Source organism: Burkholderiaceae bacterium DAT-1, assembly GCA_019084025.1.
Classification (GTDB): Bacteria; Pseudomonadota; Gammaproteobacteria; order Burkholderiales; family Chitinimonadaceae; genus DAT-1.
Map to the genome: position 1 here is coordinate 220,998 of JAHRBI010000007.1, position 24,114 is coordinate 245,111.

Genomic DNA, 24,114 nt, shown 5'->3' on the forward strand with positions numbered 1-24,114 from the left:
AGGGCGAGACATGATCAGACTCCTGATAGTCGATGATTCCGCCCTGATGCGCCGGCAGTTGTCTCAGGTGTTTCAGGCAGAAGGCGATTTCGAGATTCGGATGGCCCGTAACGGGCGGGAGGCGGTGAACGAAAACCGGGATTTCCAGCCCGATGTGGTCACGCTGGATATCAATATGCCCGAAATGGATGGGCTCACTGCGCTGTCTCTGATCATGGCCGAGCGAGCAGTCCCGGTGGTCATGGTGTCGTCCCTGACAGAAAAGGGAGCACTGGCCACATTTGAAGCACTGAATCTGGGTGCGGTTGACTACGTAGCCAAACCTGGCGGCACGATTTCCCTGTCGATCGACGACATCCGGCAGGAAATGATCAGCAAGGTGAGAGCGGCTTGCAAAGCACGTTTGAAACAGGCATCGCAGGCAAAGGGTCTGACCAGACGGATTCGCGAGGATCGGGAAAAAGCAGTCAAACAGCCGCCTGTTTTTCGTCGTGGCGCGCAGGGTGAAGGCGTCGTACTGATTGGCGTATCGACCGGGGGCCCCCGTACGCTGGAGGAAATATTGCCGGAGCTGGATCCGGCGCTCCCGTGGCCGGTGCTGGTTGCCCAGCATATGCCGGCGGCGTTTACCCGGTCGTTCGCCGAACGACTGAATGCGGTGTGTGAGTTGAATGTGCTGGAAGTAGCTGGCCCCATGGAGATTGAATGCGGCAACATTTACATTGCCAAAGGGGGCGCGGATATGGTGGTGGTTCAGCGTGGCGCACGGTTGAGTGTGATTCCCCGCCCGGAAGCAAAAGAATATATCTGGCATCCATCCGTTGAATTACTAGCACGCAGCGCACTGGAGCACTTTGATCCGGCGCGGATCATCGGGGTGATGCTGACCGGGATGGGATATGACGGTGCGGATGCCTTTACTGATATCCGCAAACGGGGTGGACGGACAATAGCCGAATCGGCGGAGACCGCAGTGGTATTTGGCATGCCAGCAGAGCTGATCGAACGAGGTGGCGCATCCGTCACTTTGCCGATGCAGAAAATTGCGGTACAGATTAATCACTGGGCAGGACGATAGGAAGCAACATGACATTGATCCGCAAGCAGCTTCAGGATACCAGCTCGTCCAGCGAAGAACGCAAGCAGCCACGGGATTGCGCCTCACTGGTGATCAGCCTTGGCGATACGGAATCCAATGCGCGCCGCTGGGCCGCGCGTGATCTGGTGGATTGTCCGGGAGCCTCTATTCATCTGGTTGATCGGCTCAAGGTGGAAGCAGACCCATCCGTGCGCGCGATCATTTTTTCCTCACTGACCTGTATTGGCGATGCCGTTGCGGTGGATGGGCTGGTGGAGCAGTTGCGCAGTGAGGATGCCAATCTGCGCAACGAAGCGATTGAAGCAATGAAGCAACTGCCCGAGCAGGTTGCGCCGATCATGAAACAGCTGCTTCATGACGCAGATGGCGACGTGCGCATCTTTGCCGTGAATGTGCTCGAATCGCTACGTCACCCGGAAGTGGAACATTGGCTGATCGACGTGATCGAACAGGATCCGGGAGTCAATGTATGCGCCACGGCGGTGGATTTATTAGGCGAGGTAGGCTCAAACAGTGCAAAGGCTGCGCTGCAAGGATTGAAACAGCGTTTTGCAGATGAACCCTATATCCAGTTCGCAGCTGACCTGGCACTTAAACGCATCGCGGAAAACTGAGCGCATCATGGCCGATCACCAGATCAGCAGTGAAGAGTTCGAGAAGTTCCGCGAATTCTTTTACCGGAAGACTGGCATCCAGTTTGATGCCAGCAAACGGTATTTCGTGGATAAGCGCCTGATCGAACGAATAGAAGCCACGAAGAGTGATAGCTTCCGTTCCTATTTTACGCTTCTGCGCTTTCAGGCTTCCGGTGAAGAACTGCAGTTGCTTACCAACCTGATGACCGTCAATGAGACGTACTTCTTCAGGGAAGAGTATCAATTCCAGTGCCTGGTCGAGTCCATTTTGCCGGAAATGGTCGCAAACAAATCGGATAAAAAGCCCATCCGTATCTGGATTATTCCCTCGTCCTCGGGGGAAGAAGCCTACTCAATCGCCATCTACCTGATGGAAAAATGGCCGGGCATCAATGACTGGGATGTAGAAATCATTTCATCCGACATCGATACGCAGATTCTGGGGAGGGCGCGGCAGGGGCTATATTCACAGCGCGCAGTTCAGGCGCTACCGGCACCTTACCTCAAAAAGTACTTCGTCCGGCAGGGTCTGGAATATCAGATATGTGATGACTTGCGTAGCGCAATCGAATTCACCCGGGTCAATCTTGCCGAGCGTGCGGATACCCGTCCGTACCGGAATTTTGACGTGGTGTTTTGCCGTAACTTATTGATCTATTTTGATGATCTTTCACGAAAAACGGCTGCAGAAACGTTTTTCGATGCACTCAATCCCGGTGGGTTCATCTGTCTTGGACACTCCGAATCCATGAGCCGGATTTCTTCCCTATACCGGATCCGGAAATTTCCGACAGCCATCGTCTATCAGAAACCGGGGGAGTCCAAATGAAACGCATATTGATCGTTGACGACGCCGCTACGGTACGCATGTTTCACCGGGCCATTCTGGAACAGGCCGGATACGAGGTAGACGAGGCGGTGAACGGCATAGAGGCGCTCGAGAAGGCGCTGCTTGATCCATTCGACCTGTATCTTGTGGATGTAAATATGCCCAAGCAGGATGGATTTGGTTTCCTGCGTGCGCTCAGGGAGCAGGATTTACAGCAGGCACCCGCCATCATGATATCGACGGAAGCAGAATCGGCAGACCAGATGCAGGCCTTCGAGGCCGGAGCCAATGCCTACATGATTAAACCGTGCAAGCCGGAAGTGCTCTTGATGAATGTGCGCTTGTTGATTGGCGAGATAAACGCATGAATCCATTACTGGAACAATTTCTGTCCGAGGGACGGGATTTTCTGCAGGGTATCGGCGAAAAGCTGATGGCGCTGGAAAAGGCGCCCGATGATGCCAGTCTGATGACCGAGCTGTTCAGGTTGGTTCATACCTTGAAGGGGAATAGCGGACTCTTTGATTTTCCTGCGATGACGCTGGTTCTGCATGCTGCAGAAGACCTGATGGATGATGTGCGCAGCAGTAAAGTGTCTTATTCGCAGACACTGGCTGACCGTCTGCTGGATGCAATGGATTTTGTATCCATGCAGTGCGATGAAATCGAGGCATCAGAGGGAATCGCCAGTCCGCACAGCGATCACGCACGGCAACTAGCCGAATCGCTTCGGGCATTGCGGGGGCAAGGAACCGCAACCGTACAGGCACCAGAGTCCGCAGTCAGTGTATCGGCTGGTGCGGATATGTCTGCTTGGGATCGAATCCCGACGGATCAGCATGCCTTGCTGGAAGATGCACTCCGGTCAGGCATGTCGGTTTACCTGATTGAGTACCTGCCTGACGATAACTGCTTCTTTAGTGGTGAAGATCCACTGTTTCAAGCCATCCAAACCCCTGGTGTCATCTGGCGCACTGCGTTCGCACGGCACCCGTGGCCTGAATTGGCGAAGATGGATGCGTATGCCTGCAACCTTGGCTTTTTGATGGCGAGTACCGCAGCACGCGCGGATCTGGACGAGCATTACCGATACATGCCTGACACGGTCAAGATGATTGCGCTGCAGGCTCGCGCATCAGTTAGCCAAGCGACTGCTGTTGTGACACTGGACGCCGTCCGCGAGCAGGCGCTTCGTCAGATTCTGGACGTGCAGGCGCGTATTCTGGCTTTGCCCGTTTTAAACGAATCCCATCTGGGACGATTGCGTGCGGTCAGCAATACCCTGGCGGGGTGTCTTCGTGCATCCGGCCGTGAGGGTGAGCTGGGCGCACTGATGGCCGCCACCCAGCGGGCGATCGATGAAACGTCCGGAGACGTCCTGCTTACAGGCATGCACCGGCTGTTTGCCGACCTGCTTCCCGACATTGTCCCGATTGCGCAAAGCACATTGGATGCAGCACCTGATGCCGATCAGGAAGTCAGATTCGGGCGACGAGCCGAAGATAGCAGTGGCGCATCCCGCAGCCTGAAGGTGGATCAGGTCAAGGTGGATCGCCTGATGAATCTGATCGGCGAAATTGTCGTTGCCAAGAATGCCTTGCCTTATCTGGCCGCACGTGCGGAAAACCAGTTCGGCGTACGTGAACTGGCGCGTGAAATCAAATCCCAGTATCAAGTGATTAACCGGATCGCGGAGGAAATGCAGGACGCCATCATGCAGGTACGCATGATGCCCGTTTCCTTCATTTTCCAGCGATTCCCGCGCCTGGTGCGCGACATCTCCCGCAAGCTGGGCAAGGATGTGCATCTTGTCCTTGAAGGCGAGGAAACCGAAGCCGACAAAAACATCATCGAGTCGCTGGGGGATCCGCTTGTCCATATCGTCCGGAACAGTCTCGATCATGGATTCGAGCTGCCTGATGTACGCAAGGCGGCCGGTAAACCTGCTGCAGGTACCCTGACCATCCGGGCGCGACAGGAATCCGACCGGGCCGTCATCGAGATCATCGATGATGGTAAAGGCATTGATCCTGAAGTTGTGAAGCGAAAAGCACTGGAAAAAGGTCTGATCGACGAAGCTGCGTTGACGCGTCTGTCGGATCAGGAGGCCGTTAATCTGGTTTTTGCACCCGGCTTTTCGACTGCAGAAGCGATTTCCGATCTCTCGGGTCGCGGGGTCGGCATGGATGTTGTCAGAGCGGCGATCGAGCGGGTGAACGGTGCGGTTGCGCTTGAAAGCGTGAAGGGGCAGGGGACACGCATCCGTTTATCCCTCCCGCTGTCGATGGCGGTCACCACAGTGATGATTGTTGAATCGGATAACCAGCTATTCGGTGTACCCATGGAGTGTGTTGTAGAGACAGTCCGGGTGCCGAGTGCAGATATTCGGACTATAAAGAAGAGTATGACAACCGTTCTGCGAGGCCGGATTGTGCCGCTCCGGTCGATCAACCGGTTGCTGGGCCTGGATGCCCCGCCGCTTACCAATGAGCAGGACGAATACGCCGTGCTGATTGTGCGGCTTGGCGACGAAATCCTCGGCCTGCTAGTAGATGATTTCCGGGAAACCATGGGGATCATTCTCAAGCCGCTCTCGGGCGTGCTGGCGGGATTGGCGGGTTATTCAGGGTCAGCGCTCATGGGTGACGGGACTGTACTGATGGTGCTGAACGCGAAGGAGCTGATCTGATGCCGATCGAATTTCGCAGAAATGTAGCGGTGGTAACCGGTTCAGCGACCGTAGAAGAAGCGGAAGGCCTGCGCGAATGGTTGCAGAAGAAGAAATCTGCCAAGGTCGATCTTGCAGCCTGCACCCATCTGCACTCGGCAAATCTGCAAGTGCTGATGGCCGGTAAGCAGGTGGTGACTGCATGGCCAGAGCGACTCGAACTGGCTGTCTGGTTAAGGGCGGCACTTGAGTAAGCGGCATCAGGGTGTCTGACCGCACAGGTAAATGATTGATCTGGATTGGCGCGGGTACGCGATATCAGGAGAACGTAATGAGCAAGACCATTCTCATCGTTGATGACTCAGCCACGATGGTGCTCAGTGTGAAATCCACACTGGAAATGAACGGCTTTAACGTCGAAAGTGCCAATGATGGTGTGCAGGCGCTGGCCAAGCTGACTGGCGGGCTAAAGCCGGATTTGATCATTACCGACATCAATATGCCCAATATGGATGGTCTGGAGCTGATCAAGCAGGTCAAGGCCTTGCCCGCTTTCCGGTTTACGCCGATTCTGACACTCACCACCGAGAGCCAGGCAGCCAAACGTGACGAGGGCAAAAAGCTCGGCGCGACAGGCTGGCTTGTGAAACCTGTATCGGGCGGTGATCTCGTTCAGGTACTGAAAAAAGTGCTCCCGGGAGCCTGATCATGGGATCGAGTGCGCCCGAAGAGGAATCGCAAGCCGCTGTGAACGGCATCGACGAAGCGCGGGATTGTATCCGGGTGATTGAACGTCAACTGGATCGCGCTCGGATGGATGCGACGCAGCGGATTGCTGAAATTATTGCGGCGCTTGACCTGGCGCAAAAAGCACTGAAAACAGAGCTGGGTGCATCCAATCCCAATCCGCATCAAACCATGCACCACCTAGCTAATGCGCTTGGGCTTCTGCAGTTCGAGGATGTGTTGCGACAACAGGTCGAACACGTTCAGGAGGCGCTGGTGGAGCTGGATGAGCATCTTGGCGAATGTAATACCGCGATGGGGCACGATCAGGTTAAAGATATGCCGTCCTTTCGCGTCAAAATTGAATCGCATTTCGACCGCTATGTGACCGATGCGCAGCGTGAAGTACATCAGTCTGTACTGGGCGGCAAAACAGACGATGATGATCGCCCTCCCATTGAGTTGTTCTGATCATCCATAGCAGGATACTGAAAGCAGCCATCCCATGAAACGGACTGTCCTGATTGTTGATGATGATGACCTGATCGCGATCCAACTTGAGGCCATTCTGGGTCAGGATTTTGATGTACTGCATGCATGCAGTGGCAAGGAAGGCATCGATCAGGCCGGCGTTGCCAGGCCGGATCTCATTCTGCTGGATATTCAATTACCTGATCTTGATGGCTACAGTGTCTGTCGCCAGCTCAAGGCGGACGAGGCGTTGGCAGACATCCCGGTGATTTTCGTGTCTGCCAATATACGTGTGGAAGATCGTCTTGCTGCTTATGAGGTAGGCGGTGCAGCCTATGTCACCAAGCCGTTTATTCCGGATGAACTCCGTCATCGCGTAACCGCAATTGATGGCCTTACCCAGCGCAGCCGCGAGTTGGAGGAAACCGTTCGTGAAGTATCGCAGACCGCCATGGCAGCCCTTGCTGCTGTCGGGGATGCTGGCCGGATTCTCGAATTTCTGCGGGAAATCGTGACATTTACCGGGTTTGGCGAAATCGCGGATGCCAGTTTCCGTATCCTGAGTGAATTCAATCTGGAAGGCTCGATCCAATTGAGATCGCGCAATGGGAAGTTTTCACGTAGCAATAGTGGTATGTGTTCACCTCTGGAGGAATCCGTGCTGACCACCATGGCCGATTGCGACCGGATTGTCGATCTGGGACCACGATCGGCGTTTAATTACGAACACGTCAGCATCATTATCAACAACATGCCCCGGCAACACCCCGAGCAATATGGCCGGATTAAAGATAATGTAACCATCATTGCAAATGCAATCGACTTGCATATGTGCTCGCTGGATTTATTGCTGGAGTCAATAAATCGTGGTGACACATTGCTCGGCTTGCTCCGCAAGAATGCAAAATCGATGCAGGATATCGAGGTACATCACCGCGAGCAGCGTGAACAGAGTGCCGCGATTCTGAATAAGCTGGTCAAGGATATTGAAGACTCGTTTATCCATATGGGGCTGACCGATCGTCAGGAACTAAAATTACAGAATCTGGCCAGAGATGCAGTGGCTAAGGCTCAGGCCCTGTACGAGCAATCCATTGAAATGGAATCGCTGATGGAATCTCGAGCGATCATGGAATCGCTTGGTGAGGGATTGGCCGATTCACTGCAGCAGGAACTTAGCGGTGCTGCAGATTCCAGTGTGAATCAGATCGAGTTGTTCTGATGTCCAAGCATCTTCCTGGCATGCACATCCTGCTGGTAGAGGATGATCCTTTTTCCCGCTTAGTCACAGAGCTTTTGCTGAATGAGGCAGGCTGCCATGTTCAACATGCAGTTCATGGCCGCGCAGCAATTGAATTGCAATCTGGAACTCGATTTGATCTTATCTTGATGGATCTGGATCTCCCTGAAATGAATGGGTTTACCGCTACCCGTTTTATGCGGATGCAGGGAGAGCAGCCAGCCATTCCAATTATCGCACTGACAGCCAATGAGAAAGTATCCAATCGCGAGCAATGTATGCTGGCAGGTATGGATGATGTACTCATCAAACCAATTAATATTCATTTGTTAGATTCGGTGTTTGGTCGCGTCTGTGCGGAGCGGGAAAATCATCAGTCAGATTTAGCCAAGCAAGTACCCGCAATTGATCGAAATGCAGGCCTTAAGAGTGTGGATGGGCAGGAAGAATTTTATCGGCGGATTTTGGAAAGCTTCCGAAAACGGCAGACAAATGTGATGGGTGAGTTTGGTGCAATGCTGGCGGATGGACATCTAGCTGAAGCGCAGCGAATCATGCATACATTGAAAGGGAGTGGCGCCACCATCGGTGCATCGACACTAAGTAAACTCGCTGGGGATTTTGAGGTGGCAATCCGTGAAAATTGGCAAGATCAGTTTGCGCAACAACTAGACTTGGTCTCTGCAGAGTTGTCGCGGGTGATTGCTGAGATTGATCAAACGCTCAGGCTATAATATGTCACTGCCTATCCCGGATGTTAATTCAATCACTTCATTGCTTGAGCATTTGGGCGAGGGCGTGGCAGTGATTGATCGCTCAGGTCATATTTCTTATTATAATCCTGTATTTAGTCAGATTCTGTCTCTTCAGGCTATGCAGGATATTGATGATCTGTTTTCGCAGGTTAATCATGTGGATTTCAATGTATTAAAGCGTTCAATTGAAAACTGGCAGCCTTGCGATGTATTAATTGATCATGAATTGGAAGGTGAATCGCTAGTATTGCTGTGTAAATTTATTCCCATTCATTCACTCAGTGCAGTATGTGGATTTCTGTATGTGACTGACTTAACGGCTGTTCATCATTTTGCTAGGCAACTCGATGTGATGGATGCCCGCCACGAAGGACTGAACTCGCTCGTTCGCGAGCATTTTATATTTTCAATGACGGATATAAACGGGACGATAGTAGAAGTGAATCAAAAATTCTGTGATCTTTGCGGGTATTCACAGGAGGAATTGCTAGGGCAGAATCATAGAATTGTTCGGTCAGGCGCCCATGATGCTGCGTTCTGGCAGGAAGTATGGGCGACGATCCTATCGGGTAGGAAATGGCGTGGGGATATTTGCAATCGCGCCAAGGACGGTCGGGAATACTGGGTGAATACATCCATTATTCCGGTGCCGGATGAGCGGGGGGTATTTACTCATTTCATCTCCATTCGGTTCGATATAACTCAGGTCAAGCTGGGCGAAGCAGCATTGCTTAACGCCAAGAAAATGGCTGAACAGGCGAGTGTCGCAAAAAGCCAGTTTCTAGCTAATATGAGTCATGAAATTCGGACGCCGATGAATGCTGTATTGGGGATGCTGCAGTTATTGCAGAAATCCTCACTTCAACAAGAGCAGCATGCGTATCTGGATCGTGCATCCGGCGCCGCGCGAGACTTACTCACCATTATTGATGATATTCTGGATTTTTCTAAAATTGAAGCCAATGAGCTATCGATTTATCTGGAAACATTTGACTTGCAGAAATTATTGCGCGATATATCCGTTATTGTCGCACCTCAAGTTGGAAATAAAGAGATTGAGTTTGTTTTTGAAATCGATCCGGCCATGCCCGCTTCGCTGATTGGCGATGAAGTTCATTTACGTCGTGTGCTGATTAATTTGTGCTCGAATGCTATTAAATTTACCGAGCAAGGGTGTGTAGCACTGAAGATAGAGGTTGTTAGCTGGATTGATACATCTGTACTGGCTCGCTTTACCGTTGAAGATACCGGAATTGGCATAAGCGAAACGCAACTCAATCGGCTATTCAAGCCATTTTCACAAGCAGAAGCCAGTACGACCCGGCGGTTTGGCGGCACAGGCCTTGGATTGGTGATCTGCCAGCGCTTGGTTCATCTGATGGGCGGGGAGATTAGTGTAATCAGTATGCCGGGTAAAGGGAGTGCCTTTTCGTTTACATTGGATTTCCCTGTCAATCATGCCAGCGAAGAACATAGTGAGCATCATGCAGTTTCTACGCTCACCAGACCGCATAAGGTTTGCCTACTTGATCCTCATCCGAGAAGTCGGGCGTCGATAGCTGACATGCTGGGGCAGCTTGGCTGGCAGGTGATTGCCTATGAGGCCTGCGAGCAACTCCTTGATCTACTTTCAACGGACAGCAAACAGCCGCCCGTTGATTTAGTCATTGCGGATGACTCACTGCAGACTGGTACTTCTATGGAGATGTGCTGGAAAGTTCGCCGAAGTTGGGGGCGTGACCAATTACCCATTCTCCTGATGCAGTCTGGATCTGATCGCATGACGCATCCTTACGGTGCAATGGATCGCGGATTGATCCAGGGAACGATTGCACGACCCGTTTGTTACATGACACTGAGTGAAGCCATTGAGTCACTTGCATCTCCGCAGGTACTTACGCCCGAGCCCAGCAAACCGCAAAACGAAAGTGTTGGCCGATTAGACAATGTAAGCATCCTGTTGGTAGAGGATAATGTGACCAACCAATTGGTCGCAGAAGGATTGCTGCGAGGAGAAGGTGCGCACGTTACGACAGCGGGGCATGGTGCAATGGCGCTCGATATCTTGGCTGCGGGACAAAGTCAATTCGACATTGTTCTGATGGACTTGCAGATGCCGGTGTTAGATGGATTAAGCGCAACGCGCGAGATTCGCGCAAGCGGCATGGCGGCACTCCCGATTATTGCGATGACAGCCAATGCGATGAGTCATGATGTTGAGGCCTGTCTGAGTGCAGGAATGAATGACCACGTGGGCAAGCCATTTGAACTGGATACACTGGTTCGAACGATTCTCAAGCATCTTGATCGAAGCGCACACTCTCCCTTGTCTGAGATTACAATCTTAAATGTCATACCACACAGTGGATCAGATTTGATTCAGCTTGACCGTGCGATCAGTGCAATGGGATGTGATCTGGACTTTTACATCGAACTGGTTGAGCCTTTTATCGAGAACGCTCGTAACACGCTCACTTATTGCACAAGCGCGCTAGGCAGAGGGGAGCAGGCAGATGCGCTGAGGCATGCACATAGCTTAAAGGGCGCAGCACGCACCATGGGCGCGTTTAAATTAGCAGATGCGGCGGGGAGGCTTGAGCAGGCTTTGCGTGATCACCCTGCAGCCATGCCGGATGGTGGACTACTGGAATCGGTGACCGCCCTGTTGAACGACACCATTGACGCCCTGCGCCGCCTCTTTTGACGTAAACGTCAAGTAGCCTCAAACTGCACTGTTGTAAGGGTTTCACTGCGCACAGAAAGCACACGCCGCGCGGTATAGTATCGCCCTGAGCAAATCTCATGCAAAACACCCCTCGATGCAAGACGGAGACAACCATGACAGAACAATTGCGCCTTGAACGCAAAGGCCACACCGCCATCATCACCATCAAAAATCCCCCGGCCAATACCTGGACAGAAGAAAGCCTGCCCGCCCTGCAGGCCATGGTGGAAGAACTGAATGCAGATTCAAACATCTATGCGCTGGTGGTGACCGGCGAAGGCCCGAAGTTTTTCAGTGCCGGTGCCGATCTGAATGTGTTCGGTAGCGGTGACAAAGCCCGCGCACGCGGCATGATCATGGCCTTTGGCCGCGCATTTGAAACGCTGGCGCAATTCCGTGGCGTATCGATTGCTGCGATCAATGGCTATGCAATGGGTGGTGGACTGGAAGCCGCGCTGTCTTGTGATCTGCGCATCGCCGAAGCACATGCTGTGATGGCTTTGCCGGAGGCTTCGGTGGGTCTGCTACCGGGCGGTCTGGGTACCCAGCATCTGCCGTGGGTCGTGGGCGAGGGCTGGGCCAAGCGCATGATTCTGTGTGGCGAGCGCGTGGATGCCGAAACGGCCCTGCGCATCGGCCTCGTGGAAGAGGTCGTCCCCACTGGCGAAGCACTGGCCAAGGCCCTGCAATGGGCTGAAAACGTGGCCAAGCAGAGCCCGAGCTCGGTGAAATCCTGCAAGAAACTGATCATGGCCGCACGCAAGCAGCCGATGTGGACAGCACTCACGCAGGAGCGCGAAGCCTTTGTTGATCTGTTCGACACCGAAGATCAGCAGGAAGGCGTCAGCGCGTTTCTGGAAAAGCGCAAGCCCGAGTGGAAGAATCGTTGAGCGAGCCAGACATGACTGATTGCGTATTGTTTGAGTTTGTCCCGACGGCCAATGGTCGCCAGATCGCTATTCTGACCCTGAACGCCGAAAAGTCGCACAATGCTCTGACGCTGGACATGATCCGCGCCATTGCCCCGAAGTTCGAAGCCTGGCGCAGCGACGACAGCATTGCCGCCATCGTGTTGCGCGGGGCAGGCGAGAAGTCCTTCTGTGCGGGCGGTGACGTGGTGTCGCTGATGCATGCCATCAAGGCGGGCAATGTGGCAGTCTGCGATACCTTCTTCAGCGAAGAATACGATCTGGATCACGCCATCCATACCTATCCCAAGCCTATCGTGGTGTGGGGGCATGGCATTGTGATGGGCGGCGGACTGGGCCTGATGGCGGGTGCCAGCCACCGTATCGTCACCGAGCGCAGCCGCATTGCCATGCCGGAAATCAGCATCGGCCTGTTCCCGGATGTGGGCGGTTCATGGTTCCTCAATCGACTGCCGGGTAAATTGGGCATCTATCTTGGTTTGACAGGCGCATCGCTGAATTCGGCGGATGCACGTTTTATCGGTCTGGGCGATGTGGCGCTGCCGTCTACCTGCTACGCCGCGATGCTGGCAGAAATGGCCGACGTCGAGTGGAAGCTGGATGGCAAGGATCACCAGCGTCTGTCTGGCGCATTGCGCGAGCTGGCTCGGGTCAACCCTGTCACGCTGCCGGATTCGCCTGTGCGTGCGCACTACGATGCCATTCAGGCACTCACCGAGGAAGACGATCTGGCCGAGATGGTGTCGGTGATTGCCTCCTACGATGGAGAGGATGAATGGCTGAAGTCCGGCGCTAAAAAGCTGGCACATGGCTGTCCGGTGTCCATGCATCTGATCGTGGAATCACAGCGCCGAGCACGGCATATGTCGCTGAAGGAAATCTTCGAGATGGAATATGCGCTGGCCCGCCAGTGCTGCCGTCATGCCGATTTCGCAGAGGGCGTACGTGCGCTGCTAGTAGATAAGGATCACAGCCCGAACTGGGTGTACAAGTCGGTGGCGGATGTGCCGGCTGAGTATATCGAGGCGCATTTTGTGGCGCCGTGAGGTGGCATGAACCAGAGCAAAGCGGGCGATTGCCCGCTTTTTTCAGTACCTTATTTGCGTCTGATGTGTTAATCGCGATTGTGATGTGGAGCTTTAACCCCAAAGCGCCGACAACTTTTAGAATGGTGGCACGCCCCTTTTTGGCTGGGGGCGGTGATGAAGCGGACATCCAGTGGCGTTAGCCCTCAGGGCGGGGTAGGGTGGCGGTTATCGGCCAAGAGCGGACGGTGGATGGATGCGCTGCATAGCAGTCATCCGGTTCCAACGTGCCCGCAGGAAATCAGTACAATTGCGCAACCCGGCATTATTCGCTGAGTCTATTGTTATACTGGCGCAGCTCTGCCAAGATCAAGACGTGGCGCGGGTTTATGAGCGATTGCCCGACGCTTTTATAATAAGGTTATAACTGACCGATGGGTCGTTTTATTTAATATTGGGCATCATGAGCAATCAGCCGTCAAAGCTTGTAATTGAGCAGCGAATTGGAAACCGGATATTCGAATACTTGAACGGAGTTATTGAGTACGAGGTTAAGCCTGACGCATGGAATCTGAATGAACTAGTAAATGACTGGGAATTCAATGTCAGTGACACATTTACACCAAGCGACTATCCATACCCAGCGTTCACTGATAGCGAAAACAAAGCAATGTCTAATGTTCATGCGGCTTGGCTAATATTTGCAAATGCAACGCCACAAACAATAACTGACGAAGCTTTGGCTCGCTCCTTACCTGAGTGGAAATTCTTTTTAACCGCATGCTCCTTCGCTGTAGAGGTATTTAGTCAAAGAGGTTATCTTGACGAAAATAGTGAGATTGGATAATGCCCAACAAAACACTCAAGTTCGCTTCACTTCGTTCCGCTGGCCCCTTGTTGCGTTAGCCGAAATTATATGGACCAGTGGACTAGATACCTTTTTGAGTCGCACCCCGAAGAAATTCTGCGCTCCTGGGCAAAGAGGCTTCGGATGTTTCGCTTTTTCAGGGCGCACGGCGGGCACGCCAATGATGCAGATTCGCTTGACGTTGCCTTCCGGTACAGCAGCCCTGAAGAGTTGGAAGCATTCTTTTCCTTCCTTGGAATGGGGATGGTGCGGTTTGCAGAAAAGCCACAGCAACCCGAGCAGGGTGTTTCCTATCTAGGCTCGGAGTACGAGAAGTTCCCATCGCTCATTGATGGAACAAGCTGGATTCAGCAGCCAGGGCATCGTGAACTCGCAGGGGAAAAGGTTTTCATTTGGTGTGAGACGGGAAAGATCACCCTCTCAGTCGGCCTAAATTACGAAGTTACTGAAGAAGATGTTCAGTCGGCAGAGGCCATCGAGAAAATAATTGCATCCTGTCCCTTAGAGCGCATTGACCCGCCTAGAGACACGAAAAACTACATATGCCCAAAATACTATCCAGCATATTTCGGCTAATAATTCGCTGCAGGGTCAATGGTGCTATCGACCCTGAGCGGAAGTGGAAGTTCGAACTTGAAAAGAACGGACATTTAACGATTAGCTAACGGGCAGGCAAAAGCAAAGCTTTTGACTGTCCGGCGAACGAAGTGAGCGAAGTTAAGCGCCTTGTTAGGTTTAGAAAAAATTCTCTGGCCATAACTTTTTAGGCAAATGTTTTCTTATTAAATTAGCTTCAGCGGTAAAACCGAGACGATCCACCTCACGTAGAAAGTATGGCCAAGGTGGGATATTACTTGAATAAGGCTCTGAATCTGCACCCGTATACATACCGCCACCAGGGCCAGCGTAAAGACCACCACCAACACCTGTATAGAGGCCTCCCCCCACACCTTGGTATAAGCCACCACCTACGCCCTTATATAGGCCGCCGCCAACTCCTTGATACAAACCACCGCCGACGCCTTGATACATGCCCCCACCAACACCAGCATATAAGCCACCTCCAACGCCTGCGTATGCACCACCACTTACTCCTTGATACATTCCACCGCCAACACCTTCGTATAAGCCGCCACCAACGCCAGCATATAAATTCCTTGGCCAAACATTTTTAGTCATTTGTTTCTCCTTGTGTGAGCCTAACGCCAAAATAAGCGGCGTCGCGTAGCGACGTCCGGCGCCGAAGGCGCGAACTTGATTGACGTGTTATGCACGATTTAACTCCTGAGCAAGTTCTGGATGGCCGCAATTGATCAAGTGCGCTTTTAATGCTGCCAAGTATTTTTCCTCGGAAAGCTGAATAGCATTGAATGAGCCGTCCCAAAAACTTACCTCAACAAAACCCTCTGGAATATATTCGCCTTCAACTTCTTTCTGATATTCGTCGAGATCGCCTGGATAGGTGACGCCATAGTATCCGTCATCACCCATATAGCCATGACGCTTCTTTGCGTACTCCACTAACTCATTTGGAGACGGCCATCGATTATCGAATACTTGTGAAAATATCTCAGACTCAGTCATGTGCATAACATTAAATATAACGATCCATAGGTCAGTCATAACATTTATTATAAGAGCGTCGGATTATATCCTTCAAACCCGCGCCACGCCTTGATCTTGCCAGAGCTGCGTCAGTATAACAATAGAGTCAGCGAATAATGAAGGACTGCACAATAGTTCTGATTTTCTGCCGGAACGTTGGAACCGGATGACTGCTATGCAGCGTATCCATCCATCGTCCGCTCTTGGCCGATTTTTGCCGTACTGGAGTGCGAGATGAACCAAACGGCTCGTATCTAACCCAGCCTGCATTGTCCGTCCTCTTTGCAATGGCGGACCTACTTGTTGGTAAATGCCCAGGCTGTTTATGCAGTCCGGGCACACACTCATCGACCATTTGCCCAGATCTATCGTACAGTTTGGCTCGTTCATCTCATGCATGCTCCCCAATGATTCGTCCCACTCATAGGATTCCTGAGGTCAATGTCGACAATCAAGGAGTCTGGAAGATGCAAATCAAAGCTTTGCTGGCCTGTCTGGCTGTTGCTACCGCATTAAACGTGAAACTATCTGCCACCGAATTTCCCGGTGTGCCGCATGGCTGGATAGCATCGCCTGCAGTAGGCGTTCAGTATCAGGCTGGATACGATTCGGAGATGCAGGCCGCCTTTTTGTCCAGTCAATCCGCGTCAGATCAGCTCGGTGCCCTGACGCAAACTGTGGATGTTCAACCCTACCTGAACCGGCATCTCACTTTGTATATCGAAGCTAGAAACGATGGTTTCGAGGGTAAGGCTGAGTTTTTCCTGCAGGCCAAGGGCGGAGGCAGCACACATAGTACTTCGGCCAATATCGAGGCCAAGCCGGGTGTCTGGCAGAAGTTGCACATCGCAATGGGCGTAGAAACCGCTAACGGCTTCAAATCGCCGCTCAAGACCCTTGAGCTAGGCGTGGTCGCTAGGGGCAAAGGCAGGATCTGGTTCCGCAATGCAGCGCTCGAAAGCCAGAGTCTGGAAGCCGCACGGAAGCTGTATGAACAACCGATCCATTCCAAACTGCCCGACCAAGAAGCAGGTTCGGCACTGAACAATCTCGAATTTAAGCCCTGATGCAATCTGTACCTCATCCCTTTCAGATATTTGACGAGAGAGCCGTGGCTGGCGTTGTGCTCGCATCGCTGGCTACAGGAATAATCCGCTGGATGATGCCTTCCGCGCTTATCACGGACTTTCTGGTACTCGTGCTCTGCTATTCGGGCATGGTGGTCTGGCTATGGGGAGGTCGTCAATTGACGACCCCGCGCCTCAGCGCGTTGTATGCGGTTGCCGGCCTAGTGCTGACCAGTGCGCTCTCTGTCCCGCTATTAAGACTACATACCGGTCCAATGAGTGCACGATCGTGGCTGGCACAGGTATCCATCGTCATTACCCTGAATGGGGTATTGCTGCTGCCGGGGCTTGTTAAACGCTGGCTGGCCTGGCGGGAGCACAGTGTGCTCGCAGAACAAGCGCGGCAGCATGCAATCGAGCGCACGCTGCTTCAGGCCCGGTTAGCTGCGCTGCAAGGTCAGATCGAACCGCACTTTCTGTTCAATACCCTCGCCAATGTGCGTTATCTCGTCGAACGGGACAGCGCTAAAGCCAATACCATGCTGGCACATCTGATCGATTATCTGCGAGCAACCCTGCCTGAGCTGAGGCAGGGTGAGGCAACACTTGGGCAAGAGGTTGCTCGGGTGAAGGCCTATCTGGATATCATGCAGATCCGCATGGGGGAACGCTTGCAGTACCACATCGATGTGCCCGATGAGCTGTCGCCACTGCCAGTGCCGCCACTCTCGCTGGCCACATTGGTTGAAAATGCGCTAAAGCACGGCATTGAACCCAAACAAGGTGCAGGTGAAATCAACATTCAGGCAAGTCGACAGGGCAATGTGCTGCACATTCTCATTGAAGATGATGGGGCCGGCTTTTCTGAAACGGGCGGTGAAGGCGGCGTAGGGTTATCAAATCTTCAGGCCAGACTACATGGCTTGTATAGGGGTAAAGCACTGCTGGAACTCAGCGCGAGACCAACCGGCGGTGTGTGCGCGCGCATTGAGATTCCTGTGGAATGAGGAAGATGAAAACAACTGCACTGATCGCCGAAGACGAGCCCCTGCTGCGCGCCCACCTGAAAGAACTTCTGGCGCTTTACTGGCCTGATTTGAGCATTGTTGCCGAGGTCGATAATGGCGTGGATGCGCTGGCTGCCCTGGTGAGTCATCGCCCGGATGTTGCCTTTCTCGACATTCGCATGCCTGCGCTCAGTGGTCTTGAAGTAGCCAGCGCCGCTGCAGGGCACTGTCATATTGTCTTTATCACTGCATTTGATGAATATGCTATCCGCGCATTCGATCGCGGTGCAGTGGACTACCTGCTTAAACCAATCGATCCGCCACGGCTCGAACTCGCACTTAATCGCCTCAGGCAACGATTGCAGTCTATACCTGCCGACCTGACCGGTATCCTGAGTCAGCTGAACGAGCCGCAAAAGGCACCGCGCCTGCGCTGGATTCATGCCGCAACCGGCTTGCAAACGCGCATCGTTTCCGTCGAGCAGATCGGCGCTTTTGTTGCCGAAGCTAAGTACACCCGCCTGGTGGGCATTGGTACAGACGCGCATATCCGCAAGACGATCAAGGAGCTAACACAGTCGCTCGATCCTGAACAGTTCATTCAGGTCAGTCGTGGTGCAATTGTCAATCTGGCTCGTGTTGAGCGTATTTCGCGTGATGGAAGCGGTGGCATGAAAATCTGTGTGGACGGGATGGATATTGCAGTGAGCCAGGCGTATCAACACCAGTTCAGGCAGATGTAATTTCATGTTGGGCATGGGTTAACGTCTGGAGTCAAATTGGTGAATACTGCTCATTCTGGTTTCGGCCAGTAGCGGACGGTGAACAGATGTGCTTCATAGCAGTCATTCAGGCATCAACGTACCTGCTGAGTATCAGCACTATTGTGCAAAACATCACTATTTACTGAGTCTATTGTTTTACTGACACAGCTCTGTCAAAATCAAGGCGTGGCGCGGGTTTGAAGGGTATAATCCGAAACTTTTATAAAAAATGTTAAGGTTGACCGATGGGTAGTTATATTTAATGTTAGGCGAATATTTCGTGACAGCATATAAAGCAGAAGTTGAAATGCGTTACATCAGGAAATGAGTGAAATATGGTAAGAACTACCGCAACTGACGCATCTGAGCAGAAAGTACTTGATGATGTCAAAAATTACGGTTGGCACGTCGTTGGAATACTCGAAGATGAACAGGGCCCTCCTTATAATTTTTCCGTAGGCTTTTGTGAAACACTTAACCATCCAGAAGTGGTAATTGTCGGATTGCCCAATGCTACTGCTCATCACCTAATAAACGATATTGGCGAATTGATCCGTGCTGGAGGGAAATTTGAACATGGCAGTATTTCCTCAGAAATTATAAATAATTACGATTGCCAGTTCATTGAAATAGCGCCCGAAAATAAACGAGCATATTTAGGGTACGCATGCTGGTACAATGAAGGTGATATATTCCCAGCATTGCAATGCGTTTGGCCATCAAAGTTGGAAAAATTCCCGTGGGATCCTGACGCAAACTCTGAATTCAAGGAATTGCAATTTCTGCTTGGTGATCCCGCTTAGAGGTTGCTGATAACAAAATCGTAAAAAATACGCAAGATCATAAACTTATGACCATAAAAACTCTGCTCTTTACAAGAATTCGCCTAGCAGTGCCGTACAGCGGAGACATAAAGCCTGCGGCTTTGTGTTCACTCCCTTCGGTCAGTCCCAATAACGGCTGGTGTTAGGCTACTCTTTTAACCGCCACCAGTTGAATTCACTAGGCACAAAAAAACAATGGGCAGTAACCTCAATGAAGACAGCTACATGGAATGTGTGGTGCATGGAGTCCGAAAGCCTGCACTGATATGTAGGCACCTTCACCGTGGCAAAAATCTTGGCTTCTTTGAGGAAGCCACAGCCGATCTGCCTTGGCTGCAGCAAGCGATATGCAGAAGGTGTGAAATGGTCTCAAATTCGATTTGCAGAATTCCGCTAATCGGCTACAGCTTGTACGTCCGATATTCAAAGCCTTTGTTCGTTTGCGAAGGCTGTTTTGAAGTCACTCGGAAACGCAACCTGCTTCCAACCCAAATCGGGCGTTAATCCGCTCAATGCTTGCAAGTCAACATGCCTACAACCTAGTGCCTATGGCGGCCACAAAAGAAGGCAGGCGGCGAAATGCTAGGGCTAGCCAAATACTGGCAAGGCTCCCGTGGCCCCAATCATTTCCAATACGCCCTCCAGCCTTCGGCTTTCGGCACCGGTTAATCTGGGAGTTAAACGTCTGCTCTTTCCAAGCTCGAACTTCCGCATCGGGTCGTTTCCAGCCAGCCACCATTTCAAAGATCGACACCTTCCCATCTCACACCGCTGAACGGCACTGAGCAAGGGCTGGTTCGTTAACTGATCAGGATCAGCACCAGCCCGATGGCCGCCGGTAATCCCTGAATAAAGAGAATCTTGCGACTTGCAGTGAGCGAACCATAGATGCCGGCGACCAATACACACGCAAGGAAAAACAGTTTCACTTGCGTCCCAGCATCGCCAAGCAGTAATCCCCACATCAGGCCTGCAGCAAGGAATCCGTTATACAGGCCCTGATTGGCCGCCAGTACTTTGGTGGCCTCGGCCTGTTCTGCACTGAGGCGGAAGGCTTTGCGTCCGGCTGGCTTAGTCCACAAGAACATTTCCAATACGAGGATGTAGACGTGCAGCAATGCGACGAGGGCTGTCACGATGTTGATGGCAAAAGTCATGCTTGATCCTTATGTCGAGCCGAGAGGGCTATTAGCCTAGCCATCCGTCGGCATCAAATTTTTCACAGGCGCCAGCTTAAACCACCGCAGCCCGCACTTACGTGCAATCTTTCCGGACGCGGGCTGAATAGCAACAGGCAATACCAGGTCTGACCACTTATGTTCGCTAAGTGGGCCAAAGTATTTGACATTCTTTCATGTGTAAGATAAAACTGACACATGAAATCGATCCTTGAAACCCCGTCCGGGGATCAACTGCTCGCCATGCTGGCGGCATTGGGCAACCCCCATCGGCTGCGTATCGTGGCGGCATTGGCGAGAGGTGGGCGAAACTACGTCAGCCAATTGGCGCGTGAACTCGGCATCAGTCGGCCGCTGCTGCACTTGCATCTGCAGAAGCTTGAAGACGCGGGCTTGGTTTTCAGTCAGATGGAGCTATCAGCGGACGGCAAGGCACTTAACTTTTTTGACGTGACACAGTTCGGGTTCATGCTCACACCGCAAGCCATTGCGGAGGCTGCCCAGACACTGAGCACGAACCAGGATGAATATGAGGGAATATGTCTGAGTCGGTGTATTTTTTGACAATCGGATTGCCGCTACTGACTGTTTTGCTGGTGTTTGGCATGAAATATTTTGCAGCGATACAGCAGGCAAAAGCGAGTCAGGCACGAGAAGAAGCCTATCGGCTGCTTGCACTCGACATTGGCCAAACGCAACAGCAAGTTGTTGATGGCTTGAGCAAGACGCAAGCGGCAGTGGAAACGCTGAACGCACGTCTGGCCGAGATCGAACGCATCCTGAAACAGGTTGAATAAGCCCTGTATTTACAAAAATAATTCTTTGGAGGAGGTCGCATGCAGCATGTTTCGTTATTCCGATTGAACTGCTTGAGAGCACTGTATCTATTTATCAGCATTGGGTTTGGCGCCTTCCTGCTTCCCGGCATCCTGAGCCCACACGCACCTTCTTCTCCGCCTACCGCGACGGTGGTCGACCACATGCTGCTGGCCTTCTGGCTGTTGTCCCTATTGGGCATACGTTACCCGCTACAGATGCTGCCCGTATTGCTATGGGAAATCATCTGGAAAACGGTGTGGGTGGCACTTGTCGCGATTCCCCAATGGCGTAGTGGACACATGGAGCACTTTACCGAAGCCAATTTGAGTTGGATCCCATTGCTGGTCATTTGCTATGCCGCTGTGCCGTGGCGCTATGTATTCACGCACTATCTACTTAAAGCATCCGAACCATGGCGCAAGCAGGTGGGTACGCAAGGCGGTTAGTGCAAACCTTGCGGCAGGCGCCGCAGTGATGCGCTGGCTGCCTACTGTTCAGTGACCGCAGTACATAAATATTGCGAATCTGCCTGATATCCTAAGCGAATGACTCGCGTTGTTAAGCATTGGTCTTCGGCCTGATTGGACGTTAGGGGGATCAGAATTCGGCAGCAATTGGATCGATTGCTGCCGTTTTGTGCGGAAAATCAGATGCTTACAGCAAGTGATCCAGCAACTCGGGTCCGAAGACTTCGCGGTGGATACGCTCGGATGCAACGCCTTTTTCAAGTAGTGCCTGCCATTGCTGCTGCATGAATCCTAGCGGCCCGCAGAGATAGAATTCAGCATTTTGCATCTCGTTGTTCCAGAGCGTATTCAAATCCAAACGGCCTTCGTGCCAGATACCTTTGCTCATTCGATCGTCGGAGCGCGGTTGTTCGTAAAAGATGGCCGTCCTGAGTTGGATCAGTTGGATATGTGCTGCAGCCAGATCATCACGTAGAGCGTGGCGTCCACCGTGCTGGGTCGCATGTGCAAACAGGATCGGACGGGTGGAACCGGTGGCGGCCAGATTGTTGAGCGTCGAGATCATGGGGGTAATACCGACACCGGCAGAGAGCAGTACGATCGGGTGGCTGGCATCCAGGTCCGGTGTAAAGTCGCCGCACGGTGCGCTAACCATCAATGTACTGTCCGGACGCAGATGGGTATGCAGCCAGTTTGAGACCCGCCCAGCCGGCGTCATCGAGTTGCCATCTTCACGCTTGACCGAAATTCGCCACCAGGGTTTGTCGGGTGAGTCTGACAGACTGTACTGGCGCAATTGGCGCAATCCTTCATCTGCAAAGTCTACGGCTACGGATACATACTGGCCCGGGTTAAAGCGACCCGGCGAAGTACCGTCAGGCGTTTGCAAATACCAGGAGCTTACGTCTTCGCTCTCCTTGCGTTGCTCGATCACTTTCAGGGTACGCAATTCACCGGGCGTTCTGCCAATGCGCATACCGAGTCGTGCTTCTGCGGCGATCAGCTCGCCTGCCAGCAACCAGTAGGCCTCATCCCAGGCAGCGAGCAAAGGGGGAGTAGCGGCGTCGCCCAGCACTTCAGCAATTGCAGCAATCAAGTGACGGCCTACGATGGGGTAGTGCGCAGGTGTGATGCCCACCGAAACGTGCTTGTGCACAATACGTTCCATGACGGGGGCCAGTGCAGCTGCGTTGTCGATGTTGGCAGCGTAAGCAAATACCGCAGCCGCCAGGGATTGCTGTTGCGATCCATTAGCCTGATTGCCCAGATTGAATAGATTGTTCAATTCCGGATGGGCCGCAAACATCCTTTGATAGAAACAACGGGTAATGGCAAGGCCATGCTCGCGCAGTACGGGTACGCTGGCGGCGATAAAGGGTCTGGATTGACTGGAGATCATGGTTTTCTCATAAGTGGTAAATAAAATGCAACTTTTATGGCGAGGTAATTAGCGGGGCAGCGTGTGTTTGACGCTCCACGTTGTGTTTACTTAGCTCGGCGTCTTCGGCTGCGAGTCGTAATACATAGCCCAGCTTGAACAGCGCTGGTCCAATGATCAATAAAAGGTGGCCGCCGACCTGGATCGGGATGCTGAGTCGCGTGGCGATCAGATAGGCACTGTACAGTCCGGACAGACTCAGTGTGGTTCCCAATGTGATGAGAGACGCTGACCAGCGACGGCATAGTATGACGGATGGCATATCAATTTCCTTTCGGATGAAGCGAAACAAATTGCCGATGCAATGTAATGATGGCGTCTCCGGTATGGCTTTTGCAGACGTCTGCCAGCGTGAATTCGTCCATCTTGCGGTAAAAGGCGTCTAGACCCGCATTGAGGGCAGCTTTCAGCAAGCAATCCCGGCGCAGCGCGCATGGCGGATCATTACAATCGATCAATTCACTTACCTCCTCCAGGCCTTTCAGTATCTGACCTAGCGGCAGCTGAATAGCATGGGCGCCAAGCCTGAGCCCTCCGTTCCGACCCCGGATTGCATCCACCCAGCCCAGCTTGCCGAGCCTGTTCACCACCTTGACAAGGTGGTTGTGTGGTACCTGGAATTGTTCGGCAATTTCTGCGATGGTGATTGGATCCGCGCGCTCATGCTGACTTAGGTACATCAGTACGCGCAGGCCAAGATCAGAGAATCGGGTGAGCTGCATATTGGGCCTCTGCTAATGCGGCGTATCTTATATAACATGCATATAAAATGCAACATTAAATGTGCTGGCGGACGGGCTATGTGCAAATTATCCTGCCATTTCATCTCTGATGGCTGCCATCGGGTTCTTTTCGACTAATCGAGCCGTCGAAGGGTGAGGTCGCCATTCACTACCCAAGTACCAGAAGGTCACAGCGGCATCTCATGAGTGACGGAATCCTCCTCTCGAACGGCGTAGACTATTCTCTAGAGAA

General features: G+C 52.5%; 28 protein-coding genes. 22 read left to right on the forward strand and 6 right to left on the reverse strand.

The window, feature by feature from the left end; genetic code table 11:
* The first annotated feature begins 10 nt into the window (after positions 1–10).
* From cheB to KSF73_16075, 15 genes are all read left to right on the forward strand, one after another.
* Positions 11–1,078 carry a chemotaxis-specific protein-glutamate methyltransferase CheB gene (gene cheB / locus KSF73_16005; protein MBV1777225.1) on the forward strand — a complete coding sequence of 356 codons (1,068 nt, stop codon included), beginning with the start codon at positions 11–13 and terminating at the stop codon, positions 1,076–1,078.
* Between the two features lie 8 nt (positions 1,079–1,086).
* Entirely contained in the window at positions 1,087–1,713 is a 627-nt protein-coding gene (locus KSF73_16010) for a HEAT repeat domain-containing protein (GenBank protein ID MBV1777226.1), read from the forward strand.
* A gap of 7 nt (positions 1,714–1,720) precedes the next feature.
* Positions 1,721–2,563, forward strand: a complete 843-nt coding sequence (locus tag KSF73_16015) for a protein-glutamate O-methyltransferase CheR (GenBank protein ID MBV1777227.1) — start codon at positions 1,721–1,723, stop codon at positions 2,561–2,563.
* Positions 2,560–2,931 carry a response regulator gene (locus tag KSF73_16020; protein ID MBV1777228.1) on the forward strand — a complete coding sequence of 124 codons (372 nt, stop codon included), beginning with the start codon at positions 2,560–2,562 and terminating at the stop codon, positions 2,929–2,931. The genes KSF73_16015 and KSF73_16020 overlap by 4 nt, the downstream gene beginning before the upstream one ends.
* Entirely contained in the window at positions 2,928–5,252 is a 2,325-nt protein-coding gene (locus KSF73_16025) for a chemotaxis protein CheA (GenBank protein MBV1777229.1), read from the forward strand. The genes KSF73_16020 and KSF73_16025 overlap by 4 nt, the downstream gene beginning before the upstream one ends.
* Entirely contained in the window at positions 5,252–5,485 is a 234-nt protein-coding gene (locus KSF73_16030; protein ID MBV1777230.1) for a hypothetical protein, read from the forward strand. The genes KSF73_16025 and KSF73_16030 overlap by 1 nt, the downstream gene beginning before the upstream one ends.
* A gap of 77 nt (positions 5,486–5,562) precedes the next feature.
* On the forward strand, positions 5,563–5,937 hold the full coding sequence (locus tag KSF73_16035; GenBank protein MBV1777231.1) for a response regulator: 375 nt from the start codon (positions 5,563–5,565) through the stop codon (positions 5,935–5,937).
* Between the two features lie 2 nt (positions 5,938–5,939).
* A complete protein-coding gene (locus KSF73_16040; protein ID MBV1777232.1) occupies positions 5,940–6,428 on the forward strand; it encodes a hypothetical protein in 489 nt (162 codons plus the stop codon).
* A gap of 34 nt (positions 6,429–6,462) precedes the next feature.
* On the forward strand, positions 6,463–7,650 hold the full coding sequence (locus KSF73_16045; GenBank protein ID MBV1777233.1) for a response regulator: 1,188 nt from the start codon (positions 6,463–6,465) through the stop codon (positions 7,648–7,650).
* The gene (locus KSF73_16050) at positions 7,650–8,402 is read left to right on the forward strand and encodes a response regulator (protein ID MBV1777234.1); all 753 of its coding nucleotides are present in this window, start codon (positions 7,650–7,652) and stop codon (positions 8,400–8,402) included. Before KSF73_16045 ends, KSF73_16050 begins: the two co-directional genes overlap by 1 nt.
* A gap of 1 nt (position 8,403) precedes the next feature.
* The gene (locus tag KSF73_16055) at positions 8,404–11,127 is read left to right on the forward strand and encodes a response regulator (GenBank protein MBV1777235.1); all 2,724 of its coding nucleotides are present in this window, start codon (positions 8,404–8,406) and stop codon (positions 11,125–11,127) included.
* Positions 11,128–11,225: 98 nt separating this feature from the next.
* Positions 11,226–12,038, forward strand: coding sequence for an enoyl-CoA hydratase (locus tag KSF73_16060; GenBank protein ID MBV1777236.1), 813 nt, complete (start codon positions 11,226–11,228; stop codon positions 12,036–12,038).
* 11 nt (positions 12,039–12,049) lie between these two features.
* Positions 12,050–13,123: an enoyl-CoA hydratase/isomerase family protein gene (locus KSF73_16065; GenBank protein MBV1777237.1), complete on the forward strand. Its 1,074-nt coding sequence runs from the start codon at positions 12,050–12,052 to the stop codon at positions 13,121–13,123.
* Between the two features lie 442 nt (positions 13,124–13,565).
* Entirely contained in the window at positions 13,566–13,949 is a 384-nt protein-coding gene (locus KSF73_16070; protein MBV1777238.1) for a hypothetical protein, read from the forward strand.
* Positions 13,950–14,018: 69 nt separating this feature from the next.
* A complete protein-coding gene (locus KSF73_16075; protein ID MBV1777239.1) occupies positions 14,019–14,546 on the forward strand; it encodes a hypothetical protein in 528 nt (175 codons plus the stop codon).
* Between the two features lie 159 nt (positions 14,547–14,705).
* Here the strand turns inward: KSF73_16075 and KSF73_16080 are convergent, their stop codons facing one another.
* Complete coding sequence (locus KSF73_16080) at positions 14,706–15,149, reverse strand: hypothetical protein (GenBank protein MBV1777240.1); 444 nt, start codon at positions 15,147–15,149, stop codon at positions 14,706–14,708.
* Between the two features lie 87 nt (positions 15,150–15,236).
* Complete coding sequence (locus KSF73_16085) at positions 15,237–15,554, reverse strand: hypothetical protein (protein ID MBV1777241.1); 318 nt, start codon at positions 15,552–15,554, stop codon at positions 15,237–15,239.
* Between the two features lie 488 nt (positions 15,555–16,042).
* Between KSF73_16085 and KSF73_16090 the strand changes: the two genes are divergently transcribed.
* The 4 genes from KSF73_16090 to KSF73_16105 all read left to right on the forward strand — a co-directional run bounded on the left by KSF73_16090 (position 16,043) and on the right by KSF73_16105 (position 19,216).
* Positions 16,043–16,642, forward strand: coding sequence for a hypothetical protein (locus KSF73_16090; GenBank protein MBV1777242.1), 600 nt, complete (start codon positions 16,043–16,045; stop codon positions 16,640–16,642).
* Positions 16,643–16,686: 44 nt separating this feature from the next.
* Positions 16,687–17,649, forward strand: coding sequence for a sensor histidine kinase (locus tag KSF73_16095; protein MBV1777243.1), 963 nt, complete (start codon positions 16,687–16,689; stop codon positions 17,647–17,649).
* Positions 17,650–17,654: 5 nt separating this feature from the next.
* Positions 17,655–18,392 (forward strand): LytTR family DNA-binding domain-containing protein, encoded by a 738-nt coding sequence (locus tag KSF73_16100; protein ID MBV1777244.1) that lies wholly within the window; start codon positions 17,655–17,657, stop codon positions 18,390–18,392.
* A gap of 356 nt (positions 18,393–18,748) precedes the next feature.
* Positions 18,749–19,216 (forward strand): DUF4262 domain-containing protein, encoded by a 468-nt coding sequence (locus KSF73_16105; protein MBV1777245.1) that lies wholly within the window; start codon positions 18,749–18,751, stop codon positions 19,214–19,216.
* A gap of 821 nt (positions 19,217–20,037) precedes the next feature.
* Here the strand turns inward: KSF73_16105 and KSF73_16110 are convergent.
* Positions 20,038–20,394 carry a DUF1304 domain-containing protein gene (locus KSF73_16110; GenBank protein MBV1777246.1) on the reverse strand — a complete coding sequence of 119 codons (357 nt, stop codon included), beginning with the start codon at positions 20,392–20,394 and terminating at the stop codon, positions 20,038–20,040.
* Between the two features lie 219 nt (positions 20,395–20,613).
* Here KSF73_16110 and KSF73_16115 point away from each other — a divergent pair, with 219 nt between their 5' ends.
* From KSF73_16115 to KSF73_16125, 3 genes are read left to right on the forward strand one after another with little or no spacing between them, the layout of a single operon-like run.
* Positions 20,614–20,979, forward strand: a complete 366-nt coding sequence (locus KSF73_16115; GenBank protein ID MBV1777247.1) for a winged helix-turn-helix domain-containing protein — start codon at positions 20,614–20,616, stop codon at positions 20,977–20,979.
* Between the two features lie 41 nt (positions 20,980–21,020).
* Entirely contained in the window at positions 21,021–21,212 is a 192-nt protein-coding gene (locus KSF73_16120) for a hypothetical protein (protein ID MBV1777248.1), read from the forward strand.
* Between the two features lie 39 nt (positions 21,213–21,251).
* The gene (locus KSF73_16125; protein MBV1777249.1) at positions 21,252–21,680 is read left to right on the forward strand and encodes a hypothetical protein; all 429 of its coding nucleotides are present in this window, start codon (positions 21,252–21,254) and stop codon (positions 21,678–21,680) included.
* 208 nt (positions 21,681–21,888) lie between these two features.
* Here KSF73_16125 and hmpA read toward each other — a convergent pair whose 3' ends face one another.
* The 3 genes from hmpA to KSF73_16140 are packed head-to-tail and all read right to left on the reverse strand — an operon-like array spanning position 21,889 to position 23,861.
* Complete coding sequence (hmpA, locus tag KSF73_16130) at positions 21,889–23,100, reverse strand: NO-inducible flavohemoprotein (GenBank protein MBV1777250.1); 1,212 nt, start codon at positions 23,098–23,100, stop codon at positions 21,889–21,891.
* 34 nt (positions 23,101–23,134) lie between these two features.
* Positions 23,135–23,401, reverse strand: coding sequence for a hypothetical protein (locus KSF73_16135; protein MBV1777251.1), 267 nt, complete (start codon positions 23,399–23,401; stop codon positions 23,135–23,137).
* A 1-nt stretch (position 23,402) separates the two neighbouring features.
* Positions 23,403–23,861, reverse strand: coding sequence for an Rrf2 family transcriptional regulator (locus KSF73_16140; GenBank protein MBV1777252.1), 459 nt, complete (start codon positions 23,859–23,861; stop codon positions 23,403–23,405).
* Between the last annotated feature and the right edge of the window lie 253 nt (positions 23,862–24,114).

Excerpts from the sequence above, each read along its gene's own strand:
- cheB (MBV1777225.1), top strand. The coding sequence starts at position 11 with ATGATCAGACTCCTGATAGTCGATGATTCCGCCCTGATGCGCCGGCAG.
- KSF73_16010 (MBV1777226.1), top strand. The coding sequence starts at position 1,087 with ATGACATTGATCCGCAAGCAGCTTCAGGATACCAGCTCGTCCAGCGAA.
- KSF73_16015 (MBV1777227.1), top strand. The coding sequence starts at position 1,721 with ATGGCCGATCACCAGATCAGCAGTGAAGAGTTCGAGAAGTTCCGCGAA.
- KSF73_16020 (MBV1777228.1), top strand. The coding sequence starts at position 2,560 with ATGAAACGCATATTGATCGTTGACGACGCCGCTACGGTACGCATGTTT.
- KSF73_16025 (MBV1777229.1), top strand. The coding sequence starts at position 2,928 with ATGAATCCATTACTGGAACAATTTCTGTCCGAGGGACGGGATTTTCTG.
- KSF73_16030 (MBV1777230.1), top strand. The coding sequence starts at position 5,252 with ATGCCGATCGAATTTCGCAGAAATGTAGCGGTGGTAACCGGTTCAGCG.
- KSF73_16035 (MBV1777231.1), top strand. The coding sequence starts at position 5,563 with ATGAGCAAGACCATTCTCATCGTTGATGACTCAGCCACGATGGTGCTC.
- KSF73_16040 (MBV1777232.1), top strand. The coding sequence starts at position 5,940 with ATGGGATCGAGTGCGCCCGAAGAGGAATCGCAAGCCGCTGTGAACGGC.
- KSF73_16045 (MBV1777233.1), top strand. The coding sequence starts at position 6,463 with ATGAAACGGACTGTCCTGATTGTTGATGATGATGACCTGATCGCGATC.
- KSF73_16050 (MBV1777234.1), top strand. The coding sequence starts at position 7,650 with ATGTCCAAGCATCTTCCTGGCATGCACATCCTGCTGGTAGAGGATGAT.
- KSF73_16055 (MBV1777235.1), top strand. The coding sequence starts at position 8,404 with ATGTCACTGCCTATCCCGGATGTTAATTCAATCACTTCATTGCTTGAG.
- KSF73_16060 (MBV1777236.1), top strand. The coding sequence starts at position 11,226 with ATGCAAAACACCCCTCGATGCAAGACGGAGACAACCATGACAGAACAA.
- KSF73_16065 (MBV1777237.1), top strand. The coding sequence starts at position 12,050 with ATGACTGATTGCGTATTGTTTGAGTTTGTCCCGACGGCCAATGGTCGC.
- KSF73_16070 (MBV1777238.1), top strand. The coding sequence starts at position 13,566 with ATGAGCAATCAGCCGTCAAAGCTTGTAATTGAGCAGCGAATTGGAAAC.
- KSF73_16075 (MBV1777239.1), top strand. The coding sequence starts at position 14,019 with ATGGACCAGTGGACTAGATACCTTTTTGAGTCGCACCCCGAAGAAATT.
- KSF73_16080 (MBV1777240.1), bottom strand. The coding sequence starts at position 15,149 with ATGACTAAAAATGTTTGGCCAAGGAATTTATATGCTGGCGTTGGTGGC.
- KSF73_16085 (MBV1777241.1), bottom strand. The coding sequence starts at position 15,554 with ATGACTGAGTCTGAGATATTTTCACAAGTATTCGATAATCGATGGCCG.
- KSF73_16090 (MBV1777242.1), top strand. The coding sequence starts at position 16,043 with ATGCAAATCAAAGCTTTGCTGGCCTGTCTGGCTGTTGCTACCGCATTA.
- KSF73_16100 (MBV1777244.1), top strand. The coding sequence starts at position 17,655 with ATGAAAACAACTGCACTGATCGCCGAAGACGAGCCCCTGCTGCGCGCC.
- KSF73_16105 (MBV1777245.1), top strand. The coding sequence starts at position 18,749 with ATGGTAAGAACTACCGCAACTGACGCATCTGAGCAGAAAGTACTTGAT.
- KSF73_16110 (MBV1777246.1), bottom strand. The coding sequence starts at position 20,394 with ATGACTTTTGCCATCAACATCGTGACAGCCCTCGTCGCATTGCTGCAC.
- KSF73_16115 (MBV1777247.1), top strand. The coding sequence starts at position 20,614 with ATGAAATCGATCCTTGAAACCCCGTCCGGGGATCAACTGCTCGCCATG.
- KSF73_16120 (MBV1777248.1), top strand. The coding sequence starts at position 21,021 with ATGAAATATTTTGCAGCGATACAGCAGGCAAAAGCGAGTCAGGCACGA.
- KSF73_16125 (MBV1777249.1), top strand. The coding sequence starts at position 21,252 with ATGCAGCATGTTTCGTTATTCCGATTGAACTGCTTGAGAGCACTGTAT.
- hmpA (MBV1777250.1), bottom strand. The coding sequence starts at position 23,100 with ATGATCTCCAGTCAATCCAGACCCTTTATCGCCGCCAGCGTACCCGTA.
- KSF73_16135 (MBV1777251.1), bottom strand. The coding sequence starts at position 23,401 with ATGCCATCCGTCATACTATGCCGTCGCTGGTCAGCGTCTCTCATCACA.
- KSF73_16140 (MBV1777252.1), bottom strand. The coding sequence starts at position 23,861 with ATGCAGCTCACCCGATTCTCTGATCTTGGCCTGCGCGTACTGATGTAC.